The organism is Streptomyces rubellomurinus (assembly GCF_000961885.1).
GTDB lineage: Bacteria > Actinomycetota > Actinomycetes > Streptomycetales > Streptomycetaceae > Kitasatospora > Kitasatospora rubellomurina.
In genome coordinates this window covers 36,968-56,124 of the sequence record NZ_JZKH01000019.1, presented here as the reverse complement: position 1 = coordinate 56,124, position 19,157 = coordinate 36,968, and the positions used below count along the sequence as shown (strand labels likewise).

Below are 19,157 nucleotides of genomic sequence, written 5' to 3'. Positions count from 1 at the left end.
TGCGGTCACCGGCTCTCGACTCTCGGCGGGCCTTACGGTTTGACCGCGCAGTGCGTCTTCATCTTGGCGGCCTGCGCGGCGGTGATCCCGCCGAATGGGCCCGGACTCGCGAACATGAAGTCGTTGGCGGTGCCGGCACAGGACGGCGGGTCATCCTCGCAGTGGCGCAGGCCGAGGAAGTGGCCGATCTCATGGGCGAAGGCGTTTCCGGTCTCCGCCGTGAGTTCCTGCATCGCGACCACCGGGGCCCGCGGGTTGTCCCCCTTCACGCGGTTCTTGCTGCAGTCTGCACCGATCGGCGACAGTCCGGTGAAGTGCGGATCGGTGATCTGACGGACCACGAAGAGGTCGATCCCGTCGTTTTTCACGGACCACAGGTTCGTCAGCGTCTTCGCGTCCGCGTAGTTGCGGATGATCGCGAGCCGGCCGGCCTGGGCGGAGCTGAGGTGGTACATCCGGACCGTGCCGACCTCCGGGCCGAATGTCGCGAAGATCGCCTTCATGATCGCCACCGAGCCGTCGACCTGCGCGAGCTTCTCCGGGGAGAACTTGTCCCTGCCGACGACGATCACGTTGACATCGAAATGCGGCGCCATGGCGAACTCCGATCCCGGCCCGCCATGAACCCTCAAGTCGCCCGGCTCGACGGCCCGTTCCTTCGATCGTAGGCCCCGCCCTGGCACCCGGCGCGGCGGCGGACGGCCCCGGGCAGCGCCCGGCAGGGCTCCGCCCGTGACGCCGGTGGCCAGGTCACCCGGTACGCCGACCTTCCGTGTACCGGTCGCTCGCCCGGGACCGCCACCCGGCGTGCGCCGGTCGGGCGGACCGGCGCGCCGACGACTGCGCGGTGAGCGCCGGAAGAAATCCGGCCACGGGCGCGGTTCCCGCGGCCGACGGGCACCGCCGAACGGATTGCGCCGTCCGGGTGAACGATGCGGTGACGGAACGGGCCGCACCGCCCCGGGCGGCCGGCGGCGGGGCGGCCCGGTGGCACCGCCGCCCGACCTGCGTGCCGCCGCCACGGCCTGCTGCGCGACGACAGCGCGGCGGAGCGGTCCGGGCACCCGGAGCGATCATCACTGGTCGCAGGGGATGCCAATCGTCCCGACGAATCTGCCGATGGGATATTCAGCCAAACATCCCGTATCCACTGGCGTCCGCCCCGACGCCCACCGCAAACTCTCCACCGGGCCACCCACAAGCGGTCTCGGGCCTCCGGGCCCCGGCCTCCCACCCAGGCCCGTACGCCCCGCCGGCCCGCACGTTCCGGGCCTCCCCCCGTCCCGAGCGCTTCCGTTGCAGGCCGTCCCCTGCACCAGGCGCTCCCCGTACCAGCCCCCGTCCGGGCCCACCCGCGGCCCTCCTCTCCCAGGTCTCCCCGCCCCCGCGGCGCCGCGTGCCCGCGGTGCGGTGCGCGGTCCCCCGCTGCTGCTCGACGCTGCACGACGCTCCCTGGAGGAATCCGATGGACATGCGCTACGAGGCCTACTCGTACGCCGATCCGCTCTTCTACGACTCCCCGGTCCGCTGGGCCACCCTGGAGGAGTTCCCCGCCGCGGGTGAGCCGGCGCCGGCCGGCTGGGCGCGCAACACCCGCGAGGTGTGGGTCGGATACCAGCCCGTCGACCTCCAACTGCCCGAGCAGGGCTGGAAGGTGCACGTCTCGGCCCGCATGGACAACGCCCCGCGGATCCTGGACACCGTCCGGAACTACTGCTTCGAGCACCGCGTCGCGTTCAAGTTCCTGCGCAGCCCCTCCCTCGTCCAGACGCAGAACGCCAAGTACGCCTCGCGCGGTTCCAGCGGGAAGTTCATGACGCTCTACCCGGTCGGCGACCAGGAGCTGGAGCGATGTCTGGTCGACCTCGACTCCGCCCTCGGCGGCGAGCCCGGGCCGTACATCCTCAGCGACCTGCGCTGGCGCGAGGGGCCGCTGTACCTGCGGTACGGCGGGTTCGTCGAGCAGTTCTGCCGCACCGAGACCGGCGAACTGGTCCTCGCCTTCCGCGAACCCTCCGGCGCGCTGCGCCCGGACGTCCGGCGCGCCGTCTTCGAGGTGCCCGACTGGGCGCCGGTGCCCGCCGTCCTCACCCAGGCCCTCGCCGACTCCGCGCGGAACAGCATGGGCGACTTCCCGTACACGGTGGAACGCGCCCTGCACTTCTCCAACGGCGGCGGCATCTACCTCGGCCGGCCCACCGGCGGCGGCCCGCAGGTCGTGCTCAAGGAGGCCCGGCCGTACGCCGGCCTGGACCAGCGCGCCGACGACGCCGTCCAGCGCCTCGGCCGCGAGCACGAGATCCTGCGACGGCTGAGCGGCCTGGCCGCCGTACCGGAAGCACTCGGCTACCTCACCGCGTGGGAACACCACTTCCTGGTCCAGGAGTTCGTCGAGGGCGAGCCGCTGCACCGCTGGTTCGGGCTCAACTACCCGCTGGTGCACCCGCACACGGACGACGCCGCCGTCGCCGACTACCGGGCGAAGGCGCTGCGCATCCTCGACGGCGTGACCGAGGGCCTGCGGGCGATCCACGAGCGCGGCATCGTGTTCGGCGACCTCCACCCGCGCAACCTGATCGTCCGGCCGGACGGCGGCGTCACCTTCGTCGACTTCGAACTCGCCTCGCCCGTCGACGAGTTCATCCGCCCGGCGCTCGGCGCCGCGGGCTTCGCCGCCCCCGCCGGGCTGACCGGCTTCCAGGTCGACGAGCACGCGCTGGCCGCGCTGCGGCTCTGGCTCTTCCTGCCGCTCATGCCGCTGACCGTGCTCAGCCCCGGGAAGGCCGGCACGCTCGTCCGCGCCGCGCGCCAACGGTTCGCGCTCTCCCCGCAGGTGCTGCCCGACCCGCCGGCCCCCGCCGTGCCGACCCCGCCGACCGCCACCAGCACCACCGAGGAGACGGACCGCGCGTTCCAGGAGCTGCTGAGCGGCGAGCCCGCCGCCTGGCCCCGGCTGCGCGAGGAGCTCACCGCCGCCATCACGGCGAGCGCGACCCCGGAGCGCGCCGACCGGCTCTTCCCCGGCGACCCCGGCCAGTTCACCCACGACGGGCTCGGCCTGTCCTACGGCGCGGCCGGCGTCCTGTGGGCCCTGCACACCACCGGCGCCGCCATCGACCCCGACCACGTCGGCTGGCTGCTCGACGCGGTGAACCGGGAACCCTGCCGGCCCGGCCTGTTCCTCGGCGCGCACGGCGTCGCGTACGTCCTCGACCTGCTCGGGCGCCGTACCGAGGCGCTCGACCTGCTGGAACGCCTCGGCAAGGACGACCTCGACGGCCTCGGCCCCGACCTGGCCGGCGGCCTGGCCGGAGTCGGCCTGACCCTGCGGCACTTCGCCCGCGCCACCGGCGACCGCGCCCTGCGCGAGGCCGCCGTGGACGCCGCCGAACGCGCCGTCGCCCGGCTGCGCCTCGACCGGCCGGACGGCGCCGCGCCGCCCGCCGGAGCCCGGACCGGCCTGATGCACGGCCCCACCGGCACCGCCCTGCTGCTGCTCCACCTGCACGAGGACTCCGGCGACGCCGCCCTCCTCAACCTCGCCCGCCGGGCCCTCGACCTCGACCTGGCCCGCTGCGTGGTGGCCGAGGACGGCACCCTCCAGGTCGACGACGGCACCCGCGTGCTGCCCTACCTGGAGTCCGGCAGCGCCGGCATCGCCGCCGTCCTCGACAGCTACCTGCGCCGCCGCCCGGACGCCGCGCTGGCCGAGCGCCTGGAGCAGATCCGCGGCGCCGCCGAGCCCGAGTTCATCGTCCAGTCCGGCCTGTTCAACGGACGCGCCGGCCTGATCGCCCTGCTCCGGCAGGCCCAGGGCGACGGGACGGCCCACGCGGCGGTGATCCGGCGCCACGTCCGGCGGCTCGCCTGGCACGCCGTCCCCTACCGGGGCCACCCCGCCTTCCCCGGCGAGCAGTTGCTCCGGCTCTCGATGGACCTCGCCACCGGCACCGCCGGCGTGCTGTCCGCCCTCGGGACGGTGTTCGCGGACACGCCCGCGATGCCGTTCTGGCCCACCGCGTAACCACCTCCGCGTCACCACCTCCGCGTCACCACCTCGCGGCCTGCCGGGCGCGCCCCGCGCCACCGGCGGCCACCCCCGCGGCGACACCGCCGCCCACGAGTTCCGGCACCTGCCGGAAGCACCGCATCACCACCGATGGGAGTTCATCATGTCGATCCTCAGCCTGCAGGCCCTGGAGACCGTCGAGGAGACCGTCGAGTTCCGCTCGGTCCTCAGCTCGCTGAGCGCCGTCAACTGCACCAACAGCACGGTCAGCACCCTGCTCTGCCTCTGAGCAGCCGCTGACCGCGGGCCCGTCCCGCGGTCGGTGCCCGAAGCGGGCCGGCCCTCCTCACCGAGCCGGCCCGCCCAGGGCCCCTAGGCGACGCCGGGCCCCGGTCCTCGGACCGGGGCCCGGCGGCCGTTCCCGGCTCCTCCCGCGCCACCCTCGGAGGGTCCCGTGCCGACCGACGTCTCCTCATCCCGGCAAGGAAGTTCCCCCAAGGGCCTGCGCCGGGTGCTCCGCCTCGGCCGCCGCTGGTCGGCCGTCATGGCCGTCGCGGTCACGGCCAGTACGGGCGCGACCCTGGCCCTGCCCGCCGTACTCGCCCACGCCGTCGACGCGGCCCTGACCGGCGCCGGGACGGCCGGCGCCCTGCCGCTGGCCGCAACGCTCGCCGCCCTGGCCGGCGCCGAGGCGGTCGGCCAGTACGCCGGGCCCCGGATCTCCGCCGACACCGCCGCCCGGCTCCGCGCGGACGCCGTCCGCCGGGTGCTGGCCGCCCGCCCGCTCGCGGCGCACCGGCTCCCGGTCGGCGACGTCGCGGCGCGACTGACCGGCAGCGCCCCGCAGGCCGCCCTCGCCGCACCGGCGGTCATCTACACGGCCACCCAACTCGCCATGGCCGCAGCGGCATTGGTCGCCCTGGCCGTGCTCGCCCCGACCGCCGCGCTGGCCTTCCTCGGCACCGCCCCGCTCGGGTACGCGGCGATCCGCCGCCAGCTGCGCCGCACGGCCACCCTCGGCGAGGGCTATCAGCGGGCACAGGCCGACATCGCGACCCGGCTGCTCGACGCCGTCTCCGGGAGCCGCAGCATCGCCGCCGCCGGCGCCCTGGACCGCGAGATCGCCCGCGTCCTCCGGCCGGTTCCCGAACTGTCGAGGCACGGACGGGAGTTGTGGGACAGCCAGCGGCGGATCGCCTGGTGCTCCGCGCTGCTCGCCCCGGTGACCCAACTCGCCGTCCTGGCGGCCGCCGGAGCGGCGGTCGCGGCCGGCTCGCTGTCCGTGGGCGGGCTGCTCGCCGCACTCGGCTACACCGCCATCGGCCTCGGCGGCTTCGGCGCCGCCCAGAGCCTGCTCGACGTCTCCCGCGCCCGCGCCGGGGCCGACCGGCTCGCCGAACTGCTCGACGCACCCGTCCCCGCACCGGGCACCCGGCCGCTGCCGTCCGGCGACGGCGCCCTCCACCTGTGCGGCGTCACGGTCGACGGACCGGGCGGCCCCGGCGGACCAGGCGGCCCGGTGCTCGACCGGCTCGACCTGGCCGTCCCGGGCGGCGGCTGGCTCGCCGTGGTCGGCGCCGACGACGCCGCCACCTCGGCGCTCGCCGCCCTCGCCACCGGGCTCCTGGACCCGGACGAGGGCACGGTGACGCTCGACGGCGTCCCGCTCGCCGCCCTCCGCCCCGACGAGCTGCGCGCCGCCGTCTCCTGCGCCTTCGCCGACCCGGCCCTGCCGGGGCGGACCGTCGAGGACGCCATCGGCCCCGGCCTCCCCGCCGAGCGGGTCCGCCGGGCCGCCCGGGCGGCCCGGGCCGACGAGTTCGTCCGGCGGCTCCCGGACGGCTACCGCACCCCGCCCGCCGAGGCCCCGTTCTCCGGCGGCGAGCGCCAACGGCTCGGCATCGCCCGGGCGTTGGCGCACGACGGCCGACTGCTCGTGCTCGACGACGCGACGTCCTCGCTGGACGCCGCCACCGAGGCCGGGATCCTGCACGCCCTCCGGGAGCAGGAGGGCCACCGCACCCGGCTGGTGGTCACCCGGCGGGCCGCGGTGGCCGCCCACGCCGACCAGGTGGCCTGGCTCCAGGAGGGCCGGATCCGCGCACTGGCCACCCACGAGGAGCTGTCGGCGCTGCCCGGCTACCGCGCGGTCTTCGACGGCGAGGCGGCCGGGTGACGCGGCCCGGCCCCTCGGCCGGGTCCGGCGAACACGCTCCGGCTCCTCGTCCGGCGGCCGCTCCCACTCCCCCCAGGTGCCCGAACCCGGGCGCCGGGCAGTCCTCGACGGCGGCCCGCCCCGGCGCCCGGCCGTGCCCCGGCGCCCGCCCGCCGCCGCACCCGGCCCGGCCCGGCGGCCAACGGGCGTGCCGCCGCCCGCACCGACCTCGCGGCCTTCTCCGTCGGGCCCGGCCCGCGCGCCCGCCACCCCACCGCCTGCGGACCTCGGCCGAGCCCCTCGCCGAGCAGGCGCCCGTCCGTCCGGCCGACAGGCCAGCCGACCTGCTCCCCCGACGAACGCCGCCGCAGACGATCCGTGAACTCCGCGAAAGGCGACCCGATGACCCCGTCCCGCGCCGACCGACCGGGCCGGGCGGCCCTGCGGCTGCTCCGCTCGGCCCTCGGCCGGAGCCGGCCCGCCGTGCTCCGGCTGCTCGCCTGGTCCCTGCTCTCCGCCGCGCCCGCCCTGGTCGCGGGCAAGGCGCTCGCCCTGGCGGTCGACCGCGGCTTCCTCGCCCACCGGCCCGGACCGGCGGCGGGCTGGCTCGCCCTGTTCGCCGCCGTCTCGGCCCTGGGCGCCTGGGCGTCCCGCCAGACGTACCCGTGGCTGGCGGAGGTCGTCGAGCCGATGCGCGACCGGCTGCTGGGCGAGGTGGTGTCCGGCATGCTGCACCGGGCCGTCGCCACGCACGGCCGGGCGGACGGCTCCGGCGCGATCGCCGTCGCCCGGCTGACCCGCCAGGTCGAGGCCGTCCGGGACACCGTCGCCGGGCAGCTGCTCATCGTCTCCCACTTCGCCCTGACCGCCATCGCCGTGATCGTCGGCAGCGCCGCCCTCGCCCCGGCCGCCGCCGCGCTGATCGCCGGCCCCCTCCTCCTGTCGCTGGCCGCGTTCGCCGCCCTGGCACCGGCCACCGCCCGGCGCCAGCGCGAGGCGTTCGCGGCCGAGGAGGAGCTGGCCCGCTCGTGCGCCGACGCCCTGCGGGCGCTGCGCGACCTGGTCGCCTGCGGCGCCCGGGAGGCGGCCGAGCGCGAGGTGCTGGCCGCCGTCGCGGCGAACGCCGAGGCGGGCCGGGCGCTCGCCCGGCTGGCGGGCGGGCGCCGTCTGATCGTGTCCCTGGGCGCGCACCTCCCGCTGCTGCTGGTCGTCCTGGCCGCCCCGGCCCTCGTCCGGCACGGGCTGACGGCCGGCGCCGTGATCGGCGTGCTGGCCTATCTGACGGGCACGCTGGAACCGGCCCTGCGCCTCCTGGTGCAGGGCGCCGGCGCCTCCTGGCTCCGGCTGGCCGTCGCCGCCGAGCGGCTCGCCGCCGCGAGCCACCCGGTGGACGCGACCGCCGCCGCCCGTGCGGGCCACCAACTCCCGCCGGTGGACGGCTCCTTCGAGCTCTCCGGCGTCTCCTTCTCCTACGGTGCCAACGCCGACCCGGTCCTGGACGGCTTCGACCTCGCGGTGCGCGACGGCGAGCACCTGGCGGTCGTCGGCCCCTCCGGCATCGGCAAGTCGACCCTCGCCGACATCGTCGCCGGCGTCGTCGCCCCGGGCCACGGCAAGGTGCTGCTCGGCGGCGCGGCGCCCGCCGACCTGGCACCCGCCGACCTGGCCCGGGCGCGGGTGCTGCTCCCCCAGGACCCGTACGTCTTCACCGGCACCGTCGCCGAGAACCTGCGCTGGCTCGCCCCGCGGGCGACCGACTCCGCCGTCCTGGCGTCAGCCCGCGCGGTCGGCGCCGAGCCGCTGCTGCGGCGGCTCGGCGGCCTGGCCGGGCACCTCGCCCCCGGCGCCCTCTCCCCCGGCGAGCGCCAGCTGATCGCCCTCGCCCGCGCCCACCTCAGCGACGCCCGCCTGGTCGTCCTGGACGAGGCGACCCGCCACCTCGACGCCGCCGCCGAACTGCGGGTGGAACGCGCCTTCCGCTCCCGCCCCGGCACGGTCGTCACCATCACCCACCGCCCCGGCCCGGCCCGCCGCGCCGACCGGGTCCTCCTCCTGGACGGCTCCCGGCCCCGACTCGGCACCCACGCCGGCCTGCTGGCCGACACCCCGGCTTACCGCCACCTCACCGCCACCCCGGACCCCGACGCCGCCGGCGCCCGCCCCGCGGCCACACCGTGACGCCGTGCCGGGCCGATCGACCTACTCCGGCTCGCCCTTGCGGAACCGGATCGCCTTCGCGAGCTCCTGGAACCCCACGCCGCTCAGGACCCCGTCCCGGTAGTCGCGGGCCTCGGGGCGGAGCGTCTCGGGGAGCGGGCAGAGGTAGCTGGAGAACCAGACGTGGGTGCCCCGGTCGCCGAGCCTCAGCGACGTCCCACCACCCCGGTCGGGGCCGACGCGCCCCGCAGCCAGCCCCGGGCCTGCCCGGCGCTCGTCAGCCGGACCACCGTCAGGTGCGGGTGCCGGGCCAGGCGTTCGACCGTGGACCTGCGCTTCCTGGCGTGGTTGGCCCAGGCCCAGCGCACCGGGTGCTGGGGGTCGGCCAGGTCCCGCCAGGTCTCGCGGTTGCCGTTCCACAGCTCCCGGCGGGTCAGGACGCGCAGCAGCGAGCGGACGACGACCCGTCTCATCACGGTCGTGCGGGGCAGGTCGAGCCAGACCAGCGTGTCGGCGCGCTCCCACAGCAGGTCGCCCAGCACGCCGTGGTACTGCTCCTCGCAGACCCAGACCGGGCCGGCCGTGAAACGGTCCACGTCGGCTTCGAACTCGGGGCGCTTCACCCAGCCCGGGCCGTGGTGGAGCGCGTCCAGCTCGGCGCGCGGCAGGCCGAGCCGGGCCGCGAGGGCGGCGGCCGCCGTGGTCTTGCCCGCGCCCGAGCTGCCAGTGATGATCACACGTTTCATGCGCGCCATCATCCCCCGGCCGGGGCCGCGGCACCTCGCTGACCGGGGACGCCGCCATACCGGGGTACTACAGGGGACTTGGCGCCCCGGTACGACGGTTTCCGCCCCTCCTCGCCCGTACCGTCACCCGTGTTCACGGCGACCACGCGATCGAACGAGGAGGAACGGCGATGAGCAGGCGAGGACGGGCCGTAGCGGCGGTACTGCTGGCGGCGACGGTGAGCTCGGGCGCGGTCGGCGCGCCGGGCGCGGTGGCGGCGCCGGGGCGGGGCACCGAGCGGCAGGCCAGGGCCTGGCTGCCGCAGCCGACCGGGCCGTACCCGGTCGGCACGACGTCCCTGCGGCTCACGGACGACCACCGGGACGACCCCTGGCAGGCCGGGCAGCACCGCAAGCTGATGATCAGCTTCTGGTACCCGACCACCCGGCCCGCGGGCGGCGACGAGCGCGCGCCGTACATGGTCCCCGCCGCCGCCGACCACTTCGGCAGCACCGGCAGCGCCGGCCAGACCGCCCACGGCTTCGAGCCCGGCCGCACCGACTGGGCCGGCATCCGCACCCACGCCCGCGCCGACGCGCCCGTCCTCCCCGGCGGCAAGCGGCCCGTCGTGCTGTACTCGGCGGGCTTCGGCGATCCGCGCACCTGGGGCACCGGCCTGGTGGAGGACCTCGCCTCCCGCGGCTACGTGGTCGTCACCGTCGACCACACCTACGACGCCTCCGAGGTCGCCTTCCCCCACGGGGACCTCGCCACCTCCGTCCTCCCCGCGCTGTTCGCCCAGCCCGGCGTCGACGCCGGCGCCCTGCTGCGCAAGATCCTGCAGACCCGGGTCGACGACACCCGCTTCGTCCTGGACCGGCTCGGCGAGCTGTGCCACGACCAGCAGGTGCCGTCCGGCCTCGCCGCCTCCCTCGACCTCGACCGGATCGGCATGGTCGGCCACTCCGGTGGCGGCTCCACCGCCCTCCAGACCATGCACGACGATCCGCGCCTCAAGGCCGGCATCGACCTCGACGGCCAGCTGCACTTCCCCGGCCCGGACGGGCACACCGGCGTGTTCCCGACCAGCGTCGCCCAGGACGGCCTGACCAAGCCCTTCCTGCTCATGGGCACCCAGGACGGCGACTCCGGCAGCTACCACCGGCAGCCCGGCTGGGACGCCCTGTGGCAGCACAGCACCGGCTGGCACGCCGACGTGACCCTCACCGGCTCCCGCCACGGCTCCTACACCGACGCGCAGTCCCTGCTTCCCCAGCTCGCCCGCCAGGGCGCGATCAGCGGGGAGCAGCTGGCCGACGACGTCGGCGACGTCCGCCCGGACCGCGCCGTGTCGGCCACCCGCTCGTACGTCGTGTCGTTCCTCGACCGCTGGCTCCGCGGCCACGACGACCACCTGCTGGACGGCCCGTCGCCGCGCTTCCCCGAGATGCTCTACGAGCGGTAGGCCCGCTCCCGATCCTCACGCGTGGTCGCGGAGGAAGGCGGGGGCTCACGGGTGGGGTGGTTCGGCAGGGGCGCCGGCCGGTCGTCGCGGGCCCGCCTCCTGAGCCGGTACCGGCGAGGGTCAGGAGGCGGGCCCATCTGATCAGGACACGCCTCAGCAGCCCGGCCGGATCGTCAGCTCGCTCAGCGTCCCGTCCGGCGGGAAGTCCAGCACCCCGGCCAGGGCGGTGGCGACGGAGTCGACCGTCAGGCAGATCTCCGGCTCGTACGGCAGGCCGAGTGCGCCGTGCAGCCGGACCTGCATGGGGGTGTCGACCTCGCCGGGGAAGACCGTCGTGACGCGGACGCCGTTGCGGAACTCCTCCGCCCGCAGCGACTCGGCCAGCGCCCGCAGCGCGAACTTCGAGGCCGCGTAGCCCCCGAGGCGCGGCGGCGCGTGCAGGCCGGCGCCCGAGTTGACGAACACCACCCGCCCCGGGGCCGCCCGCAGGGCGGGCAGCAGCAGGCGCGTCAGCTCGGCCGGTGCCAGGAAGTTGACGGCCAGCATCGCCTGCCAGGCCCCGACGTCGAACTCGGCCACCGTGCCCGGCTCCAGGACGCCGGCGACGTGCAGCAGCGAGTCCAGCCGCTCCGGCAGGCCCTGCTTCTCCAGCTCGGCGGCCAGCGCCGCCGGTTCCGCGAGGTCGGCCGCCAGCGTGCGGCACCCCGGGAACCGTGAGCGCAGCACCTCCGCCCGCTCCTCGTCCCTGGCCAGCAGCCACAGGTCCTCCCCGCGCTCCGCGAGCAGCCCGGCCACGGCCGCACCGATGCCGGAGCCCGCCCCGGTGATGAAGTGAACGCCCATGGCCGCCCATCTACCCTCAACCACCGTGCCGGAACGGCGCGTTGACGCCGACCTGGCGCACGCCCCGGGGCTCGCAGCCGGCACCTCGCGCGCCCGCGGCCCCCGCCGCATGCTCGCCGCCATCGCCCACCATCGGCGGCAGGCAAATGCCCGCATTTGCACTTAGCCAGCGCGTGCAACTATTGTCGGAGCCCGTAAGGCACAGTAGCAATCACCTGGAGGGCGGCACACCATGCCTCTCGCGCTCCTCGCCCTGGCCATCGGGGCCTTCGGGATCGGTACGACCGAGTTCGTGGTCATGGGCCTGCTGCCCGAGATCGCCGGCGACTACGGGGTGTCCATCCCCTCCGCCGGGCTCCTGGTCACCGGTTACGCGATCGGCGTCGTCGTCGGCGCCCCGCTGATGACGGTGCTCGGCACCCGGATCGGCCGCAGGACGATGCTCATGCTCCTCATGGGCCTGTTCGCGGCGGGCAACCTGATCTCCGCCGCGGCACCGACCATGGGCGTGATGCTCGCCGGCCGCATCGTGGCCTCCCTCGCCCACGGCGCGTTCTTCGGCATCGGCTCGGTCGTCGCCGCCGACCTCGTCGCCCCCGACAAGAAGGCCGGCGCCATCGCCACCATGTTCACCGGCCTGACCGTCGCCAACATCGTCGGCGTCCCGCTGGGCACCTTCATCGGCCAGGCCGTCGGCTGGCGGACCACCTTCGCCGGAGTCGCCGCACTGGGCGTGGTCGGCCTCCTCGGCATCGCCAAGCTCGTCCCCGCCCTGCCCCGCCCCGAAGGCGCCCACCTGCGCCGCGAGGTGACCGCCTTCCGCAACCCGCAGGTGCTGCTCGCCATGGCGATGACCGTCCTCGGCTTCGGCGGGGTCTTCGCCGCCATCACCTACATCGCCCCGATGATGACCCACGTCGCCGGCTACTCCGACGGCGCCGTCACCTGGCTGCTCGTCCTGTTCGGCGTCGGCATGTTCCTCGGCAACCTGCTCGGCGGCAGGTTCGCCGACCGCAGGCTGATGCCGATGCTCTACGCCTCCCTCGGCGGACTCGCCGTCGTCCTGGCCCTGTTCACCCTCACCGCACACGACAAGGTCCTCGCCGCGGTCTCCATCCTGCTCGTGGGGGCACTCGGCTTCGCCACCGTCCCACCGCTGCAGAAGCGCGTCCTCGACCAGGCGCACGGCGCCCCCACCCTGGCCTCGGCCGTCAACATCGGCGCCTTCAACCTCGGCAACGCCCTCGCCGCCTGGCTCGGCGGCCAGGTCATCGCCGCCGGCCTCGGCTACACCGCCCCCAACTGGGTCGGCGCCCTGCTCGCCGGTGCCGCGCTCCTGCTGGCGGTCTGGTCCGCCGCCCTGGAGCGCCGCACCCCCGTACGGGACAGCGCCCCCGCCGCCGCTCCCGTCCCCGTCCATCACTGACCGCCCCCCTCCCCCTTTCCCACCGTTCCCTTCCAGGAGAAGCGCCACCATGAACGACACCCCCGGCATCCCCGCCGTGAAGCTCAACAACGGCGTCGAGATCCCCCAGCTCGGCTTCGGCGTCTTCCAGGTCCCCGACGACGAGACCGCCGCCGCCGTCACCTCCGCCCTCCAGGCCGGCTACCGCAGCATCGACACCGCCGCGATCTACGGCAACGAGACCGGTGTCGGCCGCGCCCTCGCCGCCTCCGGCCTGCCGCGCGAGGAACTGTTCGTCACCACCAAGCTGTGGAACTCCGACCAGGGCTACGACGCCACGCTGCGCGCCTTCGACGCCAGCCTCGCCAAGCTCGGTCTGGAACAGATCGACCTCTACCTGATCCACTGGCCCACCCCGGCGCGCGACCTCTACCTGGACTCCTGGCGCGCCCTCGAACGCCTCGCCGCCGAGGGCCGCATCCGCGCCGCCGGCGTCTCCAACTTCCAGCCCGCCCACCTGCGGCGCCTGCTGGACACCAGCGAGCTGGTGCCGGCCGTCAACCAGGTCGAGCTGCACCCCGGCCTCCAGCAGGCCGAACTGCGCGCCTTCCACGCCGAGCACGGCATCGCCACCGAGGCGTGGAGCCCGCTCGCCCAGGGCGCCGTCCTGGACGATGCGGCGATCACCGCGATCGCGGGGCGCACCGGCAAGTCCGCCGCCCAGGTGGTGCTGCGCTGGCACCTCCAGCTCGGCACCATCGTCATCCCGAAGTCCGTCACCCCGGCGCGCATCCGCCAGAACCTGGACGTCTTCGACTTCCAGCTGACCGACGAGGACATGGCCGCCATCGCCGCCACCGACCGCGGCCTGCGCACCGGCCCGCACCCGGACCGGTTCAACTGACCGACCCCGCCCCCGGAAGCCCGCTACGGGCCGGCCCCTCACGGCCGGCCCGGCGACCCTCGCACCCCCGCACTCCCCGTTCGGAAAAGGCACCACCATGTCCCTCAAGGAACTCCTCCCCGGCAAGCTCGGCTACGGCACCGCCCCGCTCGGCAACATGTACCGTGCGATCCCCGACACCGAGGCGGCCGCCACCGTCGAGGCCGCCTGGCAGCAGGGCGTCCGCTACTACGACACCGCCCCCTTCTACGGCGCCGGCCTCGCCGAGGAGCGCCTCGGCGAGGTCCTCTCCGCCAAGCCCCGCGACGCGTACGTGCTCTCCACCAAGGTCGGCCGCGTCATCCTCGACGAACCGGAGGAGGGCGCCCGCGAACTCGGCGAGAAGGGCGGCCTGTTCGAGCACGGCAACCCCAACAGGATGCTCCACGTCTGGACCGCCGAGGCCACCGAGCGCTCCATCGAGGACAGCCTCGCGCGCCTGCGCACCGACCGCCTGGACGTCGTCTGGGTCCACGACATCGCCCAGGACTTCCACGGCGACCAGTGGCTGGCCAAGTTCGAGGAGGCCCGCACCGGTGCCTTCCGCGTCCTGTCCCGCCTGCGCGACGAGGGCGTCATCAAGGCCTGGGGCCTGGGCGTCAACAGGACCGAGCCGATCGAGCTCACCCTGTCCCTCGACGAGCCCCGCCCGGACGGCTTCCTCCTCGCCGGCCGCTACACCCTCCTCGACCACGAGCACGCCCTCCAGCGGCTGCTGCCGATGGCGCAGGAGCAGGGCGTCGGCATGGTCGTCGGCGGCCCCTACAGCTCCGGCGTCCTCGCCGGCGGCACCCACTTCGAGTACCAGGAGGCCCCGGCGCACATCATCGAGCGCGTCACCCGGCTCAAGGACCTGGCCGCGAAGCACGGCGTCAGCATCAAGGCCGCCGCCCTGCAGTTCTCCCTCGCCCACCCGGTCACCGCCGCGGTCGTCGCCGGCGCCACCAAGCCCGGCCGCATCGCCGAGGACCGGGCGGCGCTCAACGAGACCGTCCCCGCCGCCTTCTGGCAGGAGCTGCGCGCCGCCGGCCTCGTCAGCCCGGCCGCCCCCCTGCCGCACGGCGCCTGAACCACCCCCACCCCGTCAGGACATCCGATCATGGCCTCCACTTCCGTCAGCCGCATCGTCCCCGCCTCCCCCGACCAGGTGTGGAACCTCATCGGCGGCTTCGACGCCCTCCACACCATCCTCGCCACCTGATCAAGAGTTCTGCCGGCAGCCCGGACTCCTCGGTCCGTTCCTGCCGCGACCCCCGGTGGGGGCGGGCGGCTGCGCGGCGACCGCGCAGCCGCCCCCGTCACATCCTGCGGCCGGTCAGGCCGGATCGATGATGCCGGCGTAGTTGGTCCCGCCGTAGAGGCCGAGGGTCACCGAGCCGTCCAGGTAGGTGCCGTGCTGCGCGTGCGGGTCGGCGCGCATCGACAGCGTGTAGACGAGCAGGGAGCCCTTGCCGTTGGTGTTGAGCTCGATCGGGTGCCACAGCACCAGCACCTTGCCGTCCGCGACGATCTCGGCGGACATGTTGCCCTGCTCACCGCGCGGGTTGTAGTAGGCGTACGTGACGAACGGTACGGCGTCGTCGAAGACGAAGCCGGTCGGCGCGGTGAAGGTCTGCGCGGTGAAGGGCAAGCTGACCGGATGGTCGCCGGGGGCGGTGATGGAGAGGTCGAAGTTCGTCTGCTCGCCCGGCTTGGCCTCCAGCTTGCGGGACTGGAAGATCTTCAGCTGCTGCAGGGCGGCCATGGCGGGGGCGCTGATGGTCGTGGTCATGATGGGGTGCTCCTGTCGAGGTGGGCGAGGGCCGGGGCGGGAGGGTCGGGCGGCTCGGGGCCAACCGGGCATCCGCTGAACGGCGTTGGCGGCAGGGCCGCCTCGATCCATCCTGGGTCGAGGTCTCCGGGGCCGCACCCCGGGCGGCGCTCGGACACCGCCGTTCCGCCGAATCCCGTCCGTTCTCAGCCCGGCTCCCGACTCGTCTTGGCCCAGCCCGTCTGCCCCCGGAGCATCCGGATCAGCGCCTTCCAGGCGCACAGGAAGGACAGGTAGTTCATCACCACGAAGGAGTGCCCGAGCAGCACCGCCCGCAGCCGTCCGACCCGCCGGTCCCGGCGCAGGTAGACCACGGAGGTGACCAGCGCGGGCGCGAAGGTGACGGCGTACCAGGAGAGCAGCGTCAGCGCCCACCCCGCCCTCACCCAGGGCAGCGCGGGGAACGGGTGGTAACGCGCCAGCGCGCACTTGGCGTTCAGCAGGAACCAGACCAGGCAGTACTGGAACAGCAGCGACCACGGCAGGTCCAACACCCACGGCACGAGCAGGTAGCAGGTCAGCTCCAGCGCGGAGAGGTGCGCGAGCTCGGGCGCCCGCCAGATCTCGCCGCAGCGGGCGATGGCGGTCATGTGGCCCTGGTACCAGCGCGTGCGCTGCCGGATCAGGCGGCCCAGCTGCGTGATGGCCTGCTGGTCGACGGAAGCGTGCGCGGTGCTGCGCAGGCGCCAGCCGCGCACGCTGAGGCTGATCGCGAGGTCCAGGTCCTCGGTGAGCGAGGCGGACCACGGGCGTTCGCCGATGCTGTCGAGCGCGGAGAGCCGGGTGAACTGGCCGTTGCCGCCGAGGCTCACCGTCGCGGTGGCGTCCCGGCCGAGCTGGGTGACGGCGGCCATCGACCAGAACAGGTAGTCCTGGAACCAGGTGAGGAAGTTGGCGTGCCGGTTGCGGATCCGCACGCCGAGCTGGACGGCGCCGGTGGCCGGGTCGTCGAACAGCGGCATCACGTGCGCGAGTGCCCGGTCGGAGAGCCGGCCGTCCGCGTCCATCACGCAGACGACCACGTCGTCGGGGTCCTCGCCGCGCCCCGCCACCAGGCTGCGGGCGTAGCCGATCGCGTGGTTGAGCGCCTCGCCCTTGCCCTGCCGCGCGTCGGGCGGCTCGCGGCGCAGGACGGTCACGGTGTCACCCGATTCGATTCCCGCCTCGGCCGCGATCCGCCCGGTGTCGTCGTCGGAGCCGTCGTCGACGACCAGGACGGTGGTGTCCGGCCCGGTCAGCGCGCGTACGGTGGGCCCGATCACCGAAGCCTCGTTGAGGCAGGGCACCAGCACGTACAGGGGCCGCCGCTCCCGCCGGCCGAGTTGGGGGCTGCCGTAGCGGGCATCGCCCTGGACGGGCAATCCGGTGCGCTGGCGCCGTAGTTCGCGCAGGCCGGAGCCCATGGCGACGGCGAAGTAGCAGGCGGAGGCGGCGATCACGGTGTAGCCGATCGCGTCCACGCACTTGAGCAGCCTCACGGCAGCGGGGCTTCGGCTCCGGCGGCCAGCTCGTAGGCGGCGGGCGTCACCGGGGGCGTCGCCTCGGGTGCGTAGCGGGGCGGGAGGAAGTCGGTCGGCGCGAGCCCGTGGCCGGGGCGGCGGTGGCGCAGGGCGCGGAGGATCAGGAAGGTCACGGCGGCGCTCGCGACACCGCCGGCGGCGATGACGGCGGGGCGGATGCGGCCGTCCGACCGCCTGTGGAGGAGGCGGTGGACGGCGGGGCCGTAGAAGATCACCGTGCCGGCGGCGTACACGTCGTCACCTGGTCCTTTCGCGGATGGCTGGCTCGGGTTCATTGTTGCGCGCTTCCGATCGATTGATGGCGTACGAACGTCCATTCCGGTGCACCCCCTGCTCCCTCCGAGCGTTTTCGACGCCGCGGCCGTCGCCGCGTGGGATGCATGGGCCACTGGCCCCCATTCGCCCAGGGATTGATCACATGACCTCGCCGACCTCGCCGACCTCGCACCGCCGGGACCGGATCGTCTGCATCGTCGGCACCCGCGCGGAGGCGGTGAAGATGGCGCCCGTCGTGCTGGAGCTGCGCAAGCAGCCGTGGGCGGACCCGGTCCTCGTCGCCACCGGACAGCACGGCCCGGTCGTCGACGAGGTGCTGGCCTGCTTCGGCCTCCGCGCGGACATCCCGTTGGCACCACCCCGGCGCGACGACTCACTGACCACGCTGACGGCCCAGTTGCTGCGCCAGGTCGACGGCTGCCTGCGGGGAGCACGGTGGCGGGCCGTGGTGGTGCAGGGCGACACGACGTCCGCGCTCGCGGGCTCGATGGCGGGATTCCTGTCCTCCCTCCCGGTCGTGCACGTGGAGGCCGGCCTGCGCTCGGGCGACCTCGGCAACCCGTTCCCCGAGGAGGCGCACCGGCGGATGATCGCCCAGGTGTCGGCGCTGCACCTGGCGCCGACTCCGGTCGCGGAGAGCAACCTCCGGCGGGACGGACTGTCCGGCGAGGCGACGGTGGTGACCGGCAACACGGTGATCGACGCGGTGGTACTGGCCGGGCGCAGCCCGGCGGCGGCCCGTGACCCGCTGGTGCGGCGGGTGGAGGCGATCGGCGCGCCGGTGGTCGTGGTGACGGCGCACCGGCGGGAGAACTGGGGCGAGCCGATCGCCCGGATCAGTCGGGCGGTCGCCGAACTCAGCCTCCGCCACCGGGAGTTGACCTTCCTGGTCGCCGCGCACATGAACCCGGTGGTGCGCAGCGCCATCGAGGCCGAGCTGCGCGGCCTGCCCAACGTGCTGCTGCCCGGCCCGGTCGCGTACGCGCCGTTCAGTCGGCTGCTGAGCCGGGCGCGGCTGGTGATCACCGACTCGGGCGGGATCCAGGAGGAGGCGGCGGCCTTCGGCCTCCCGGTCCTCGTCACCCGGGAGAACACCGAGCGGGTGGAGGGCCTGGAGCAGCGGGTGGCCCGGCTGGTGGGGACGAAGGAAGCCGACATCGTGGCGGCAGCGGAGGAGGAACTCGCCCTCGGCTACGGAGAGTTCGCGCACTCCGGCCCGCCGTCCGCCCGCCCGAACCCGTACGGCGACGGCCGAGCGGGCGAGCGCTCGGCCGCCGCCTGCGGCTGGCTGCTGGGCCACCGGGACCGGCCCGCCGAGTGGCGGCCGGAACCCGTCAGCGGACGGTCGCGGTGAGCGGGGCCGTCTGTGTGGCGACCCTGGCCAACCCGCTGGCATGGGTGCCGGGGACCGCGTCGGGTTTCGCCCGGAGGGCGAAGGTGTAGATGACTTGTCCCGACTTCTGCGGCGAGGTGTTCAGGTCGAGGGGGTCGTGAACGGTGATGGTCCCGCCGCCGTCACTCAGCGTGGTGTTCAGGTTCCCCACCGGGTGCGGCGCGGCCCCGAAGTAATAGCCGTACGAGGCCCCGCCGGTGAAGACGAAGCCGGTCGGCGCCGTGAAGACCTGCAGGAGGTCCCAGGACGGGACGACCACATCGTTGGAGATACCGACGTTGATCTTCGTCGTCTGGCCGGGCGCCGCTTCGGCCTTCACGTCGGTCCGCTGCTCCACCGTGATCGCACTGACCGGGGTGACGATCCACGGTTGCCCGTCGGCGCTGGCATGATTCATCATTGCGCGGTCTCCCATCTGGTTGGCCTGTTCTGGTTGGCCTGTGGCCTCTGACTCG

Annotated in this window: 16 protein-coding genes; 9 read left to right on the top strand and 7 right to left on the bottom strand. The window is 74.8% G+C overall.

The genetic code is table 11. The features are described from left to right. Positions 1-32: 32 nt before the first annotated feature. The gene (locus tag VM95_RS12170) at positions 33-596 is read right to left on the bottom strand and encodes a zinc-dependent metalloprotease family protein (protein WP_045695342.1); all 564 of its coding nucleotides are present in this window, start codon (positions 594-596) and stop codon (positions 33-35) included. A gap of 869 nt (positions 597-1,465) precedes the next feature. Between VM95_RS12170 and lanKC the strand changes: the two genes are divergently transcribed. The 4 genes from lanKC (at position 1,466) to VM95_RS12155 (ending at position 8,342) form a co-directional block, all read left to right on the top strand. After that, positions 1,466-4,024, top strand: coding sequence for a class III lanthionine synthetase LanKC (gene lanKC / locus VM95_RS12165; RefSeq protein ID WP_045695340.1), 2,559 nt, complete (start codon positions 1,466-1,468; stop codon positions 4,022-4,024). Positions 4,025-4,172: 148 nt separating this feature from the next. Beyond that, on the top strand, positions 4,173-4,298 hold the full coding sequence (locus VM95_RS41420) for a SapB/AmfS family lanthipeptide (RefSeq protein WP_107072933.1): 126 nt from the start codon (positions 4,173-4,175) through the stop codon (positions 4,296-4,298). A gap of 165 nt (positions 4,299-4,463) precedes the next feature. Further along, the gene (locus VM95_RS12160) at positions 4,464-6,185 is read left to right on the top strand and encodes an ATP-binding cassette domain-containing protein (protein WP_045695338.1); all 1,722 of its coding nucleotides are present in this window, start codon (positions 4,464-4,466) and stop codon (positions 6,183-6,185) included. Positions 6,186-6,566: 381 nt separating this feature from the next. Continuing rightward, positions 6,567-8,342 carry an ATP-binding cassette domain-containing protein gene (locus tag VM95_RS12155; RefSeq protein WP_045695336.1) on the top strand — a complete coding sequence of 592 codons (1,776 nt, stop codon included), beginning with the start codon at positions 6,567-6,569 and terminating at the stop codon, positions 8,340-8,342. A 185-nt stretch (positions 8,343-8,527) separates the two neighbouring features. Here VM95_RS12155 and VM95_RS12150 read toward each other — a convergent pair whose 3' ends face one another. After that, on the bottom strand, positions 8,528-9,067 hold the full coding sequence (locus tag VM95_RS12150; RefSeq protein WP_045695334.1) for a P-loop NTPase family protein: 540 nt from the start codon (positions 9,065-9,067) through the stop codon (positions 8,528-8,530). 170 nt (positions 9,068-9,237) lie between these two features. Between VM95_RS12150 and VM95_RS12145 the strand changes: the two genes are divergently transcribed. Next, positions 9,238-10,512 carry an alpha/beta hydrolase family protein gene (locus tag VM95_RS12145; protein WP_045695331.1) on the top strand — a complete coding sequence of 425 codons (1,275 nt, stop codon included), beginning with the start codon at positions 9,238-9,240 and terminating at the stop codon, positions 10,510-10,512. A gap of 153 nt (positions 10,513-10,665) precedes the next feature. Here the strand turns inward: VM95_RS12145 and VM95_RS12140 are convergent, their stop codons facing one another. Further along, entirely contained in the window at positions 10,666-11,355 is a 690-nt protein-coding gene (locus VM95_RS12140; protein WP_045695329.1) for an SDR family oxidoreductase, read from the bottom strand. 232 nt (positions 11,356-11,587) lie between these two features. Here VM95_RS12140 and VM95_RS12135 point away from each other — a divergent pair, with 232 nt between their 5' ends. The 3 genes from VM95_RS12135 to VM95_RS12125 all read left to right on the top strand — a co-directional run bounded on the left by VM95_RS12135 (position 11,588) and on the right by VM95_RS12125 (position 14,772). Beyond that, complete coding sequence (locus tag VM95_RS12135; RefSeq protein WP_045695325.1) at positions 11,588-12,781, top strand: MFS transporter; 1,194 nt, start codon at positions 11,588-11,590, stop codon at positions 12,779-12,781. Between the two features lie 49 nt (positions 12,782-12,830). Beyond that, positions 12,831-13,664, top strand: a complete 834-nt coding sequence (locus VM95_RS12130) for an aldo/keto reductase (protein WP_045695322.1) — start codon at positions 12,831-12,833, stop codon at positions 13,662-13,664. Positions 13,665-13,761: 97 nt separating this feature from the next. Beyond that, positions 13,762-14,772: an aldo/keto reductase gene (locus tag VM95_RS12125; RefSeq protein ID WP_045695319.1), complete on the top strand. Its 1,011-nt coding sequence runs from the start codon at positions 13,762-13,764 to the stop codon at positions 14,770-14,772. Positions 14,773-15,018: 246 nt separating this feature from the next. On the opposite strand, the gene VM95_RS12120 is transcribed toward VM95_RS12125, so the two are convergent. The 3 genes from VM95_RS12120 to VM95_RS42445 form a co-directional block, all read right to left on the bottom strand. Continuing rightward, entirely contained in the window at positions 15,019-15,474 is a 456-nt protein-coding gene (locus VM95_RS12120) for a hypothetical protein (protein WP_045695316.1), read from the bottom strand. A 185-nt stretch (positions 15,475-15,659) separates the two neighbouring features. Next, positions 15,660-16,991 (bottom strand): glycosyltransferase, encoded by a 1,332-nt coding sequence (locus VM95_RS12115; RefSeq protein ID WP_045695313.1) that lies wholly within the window; start codon positions 16,989-16,991, stop codon positions 15,660-15,662. Further along, positions 16,988-17,266 (bottom strand): hypothetical protein, encoded by a 279-nt coding sequence (locus VM95_RS42445; protein ID WP_045695310.1) that lies wholly within the window; start codon positions 17,264-17,266, stop codon positions 16,988-16,990. Before VM95_RS42445 ends, VM95_RS12115 begins: the two co-directional genes overlap by 4 nt. Positions 17,267-17,451: 185 nt before the next feature. Here VM95_RS42445 and wecB point away from each other — a divergent pair, with 185 nt between their 5' ends. Next, positions 17,452-18,663, top strand: a complete 1,212-nt coding sequence (wecB, locus tag VM95_RS12105; RefSeq protein ID WP_045695307.1) for a non-hydrolyzing UDP-N-acetylglucosamine 2-epimerase — start codon at positions 17,452-17,454, stop codon at positions 18,661-18,663. Here wecB and VM95_RS12100 read toward each other — a convergent pair. Continuing rightward, positions 18,644-19,117, bottom strand: coding sequence for a hypothetical protein (locus tag VM95_RS12100; protein ID WP_157882073.1), 474 nt, complete (start codon positions 19,115-19,117; stop codon positions 18,644-18,646). The two genes, wecB and VM95_RS12100, sit on opposite strands and share 20 nt — an antisense overlap. Positions 19,118-19,157: the final 40 nt, after the last annotated feature.

Excerpts from the sequence above, each read along its gene's own strand:
- VM95_RS12170 (WP_045695342.1), bottom strand. The coding sequence starts at position 596 with ATGGCGCCGCATTTCGATGTCAACGTGATCGTCGTCGGCAGGGACAAG.
- lanKC (WP_045695340.1), top strand. The coding sequence starts at position 1,466 with ATGGACATGCGCTACGAGGCCTACTCGTACGCCGATCCGCTCTTCTAC.
- VM95_RS41420 (WP_107072933.1), top strand. The coding sequence starts at position 4,173 with ATGTCGATCCTCAGCCTGCAGGCCCTGGAGACCGTCGAGGAGACCGTC.
- VM95_RS12155 (WP_045695336.1), top strand. The coding sequence starts at position 6,567 with ATGACCCCGTCCCGCGCCGACCGACCGGGCCGGGCGGCCCTGCGGCTG.
- VM95_RS12150 (WP_045695334.1), bottom strand. The coding sequence starts at position 9,067 with ATGAAACGTGTGATCATCACTGGCAGCTCGGGCGCGGGCAAGACCACG.
- VM95_RS12145 (WP_045695331.1), top strand. The coding sequence starts at position 9,238 with ATGAGCAGGCGAGGACGGGCCGTAGCGGCGGTACTGCTGGCGGCGACG.
- VM95_RS12140 (WP_045695329.1), bottom strand. The coding sequence starts at position 11,355 with ATGGGCGTTCACTTCATCACCGGGGCGGGCTCCGGCATCGGTGCGGCC.
- VM95_RS12135 (WP_045695325.1), top strand. The coding sequence starts at position 11,588 with ATGCCTCTCGCGCTCCTCGCCCTGGCCATCGGGGCCTTCGGGATCGGT.
- VM95_RS12130 (WP_045695322.1), top strand. The coding sequence starts at position 12,831 with ATGAACGACACCCCCGGCATCCCCGCCGTGAAGCTCAACAACGGCGTC.
- VM95_RS12125 (WP_045695319.1), top strand. The coding sequence starts at position 13,762 with ATGTCCCTCAAGGAACTCCTCCCCGGCAAGCTCGGCTACGGCACCGCC.
- VM95_RS12120 (WP_045695316.1), bottom strand. The coding sequence starts at position 15,474 with ATGACCACGACCATCAGCGCCCCCGCCATGGCCGCCCTGCAGCAGCTG.
- wecB (WP_045695307.1), top strand. The coding sequence starts at position 17,452 with ATGACCTCGCCGACCTCGCCGACCTCGCACCGCCGGGACCGGATCGTC.
- VM95_RS12100 (WP_157882073.1), bottom strand. The coding sequence starts at position 19,117 with ATGGGAGACCGCGCAATGATGAATCATGCCAGCGCCGACGGGCAACCG.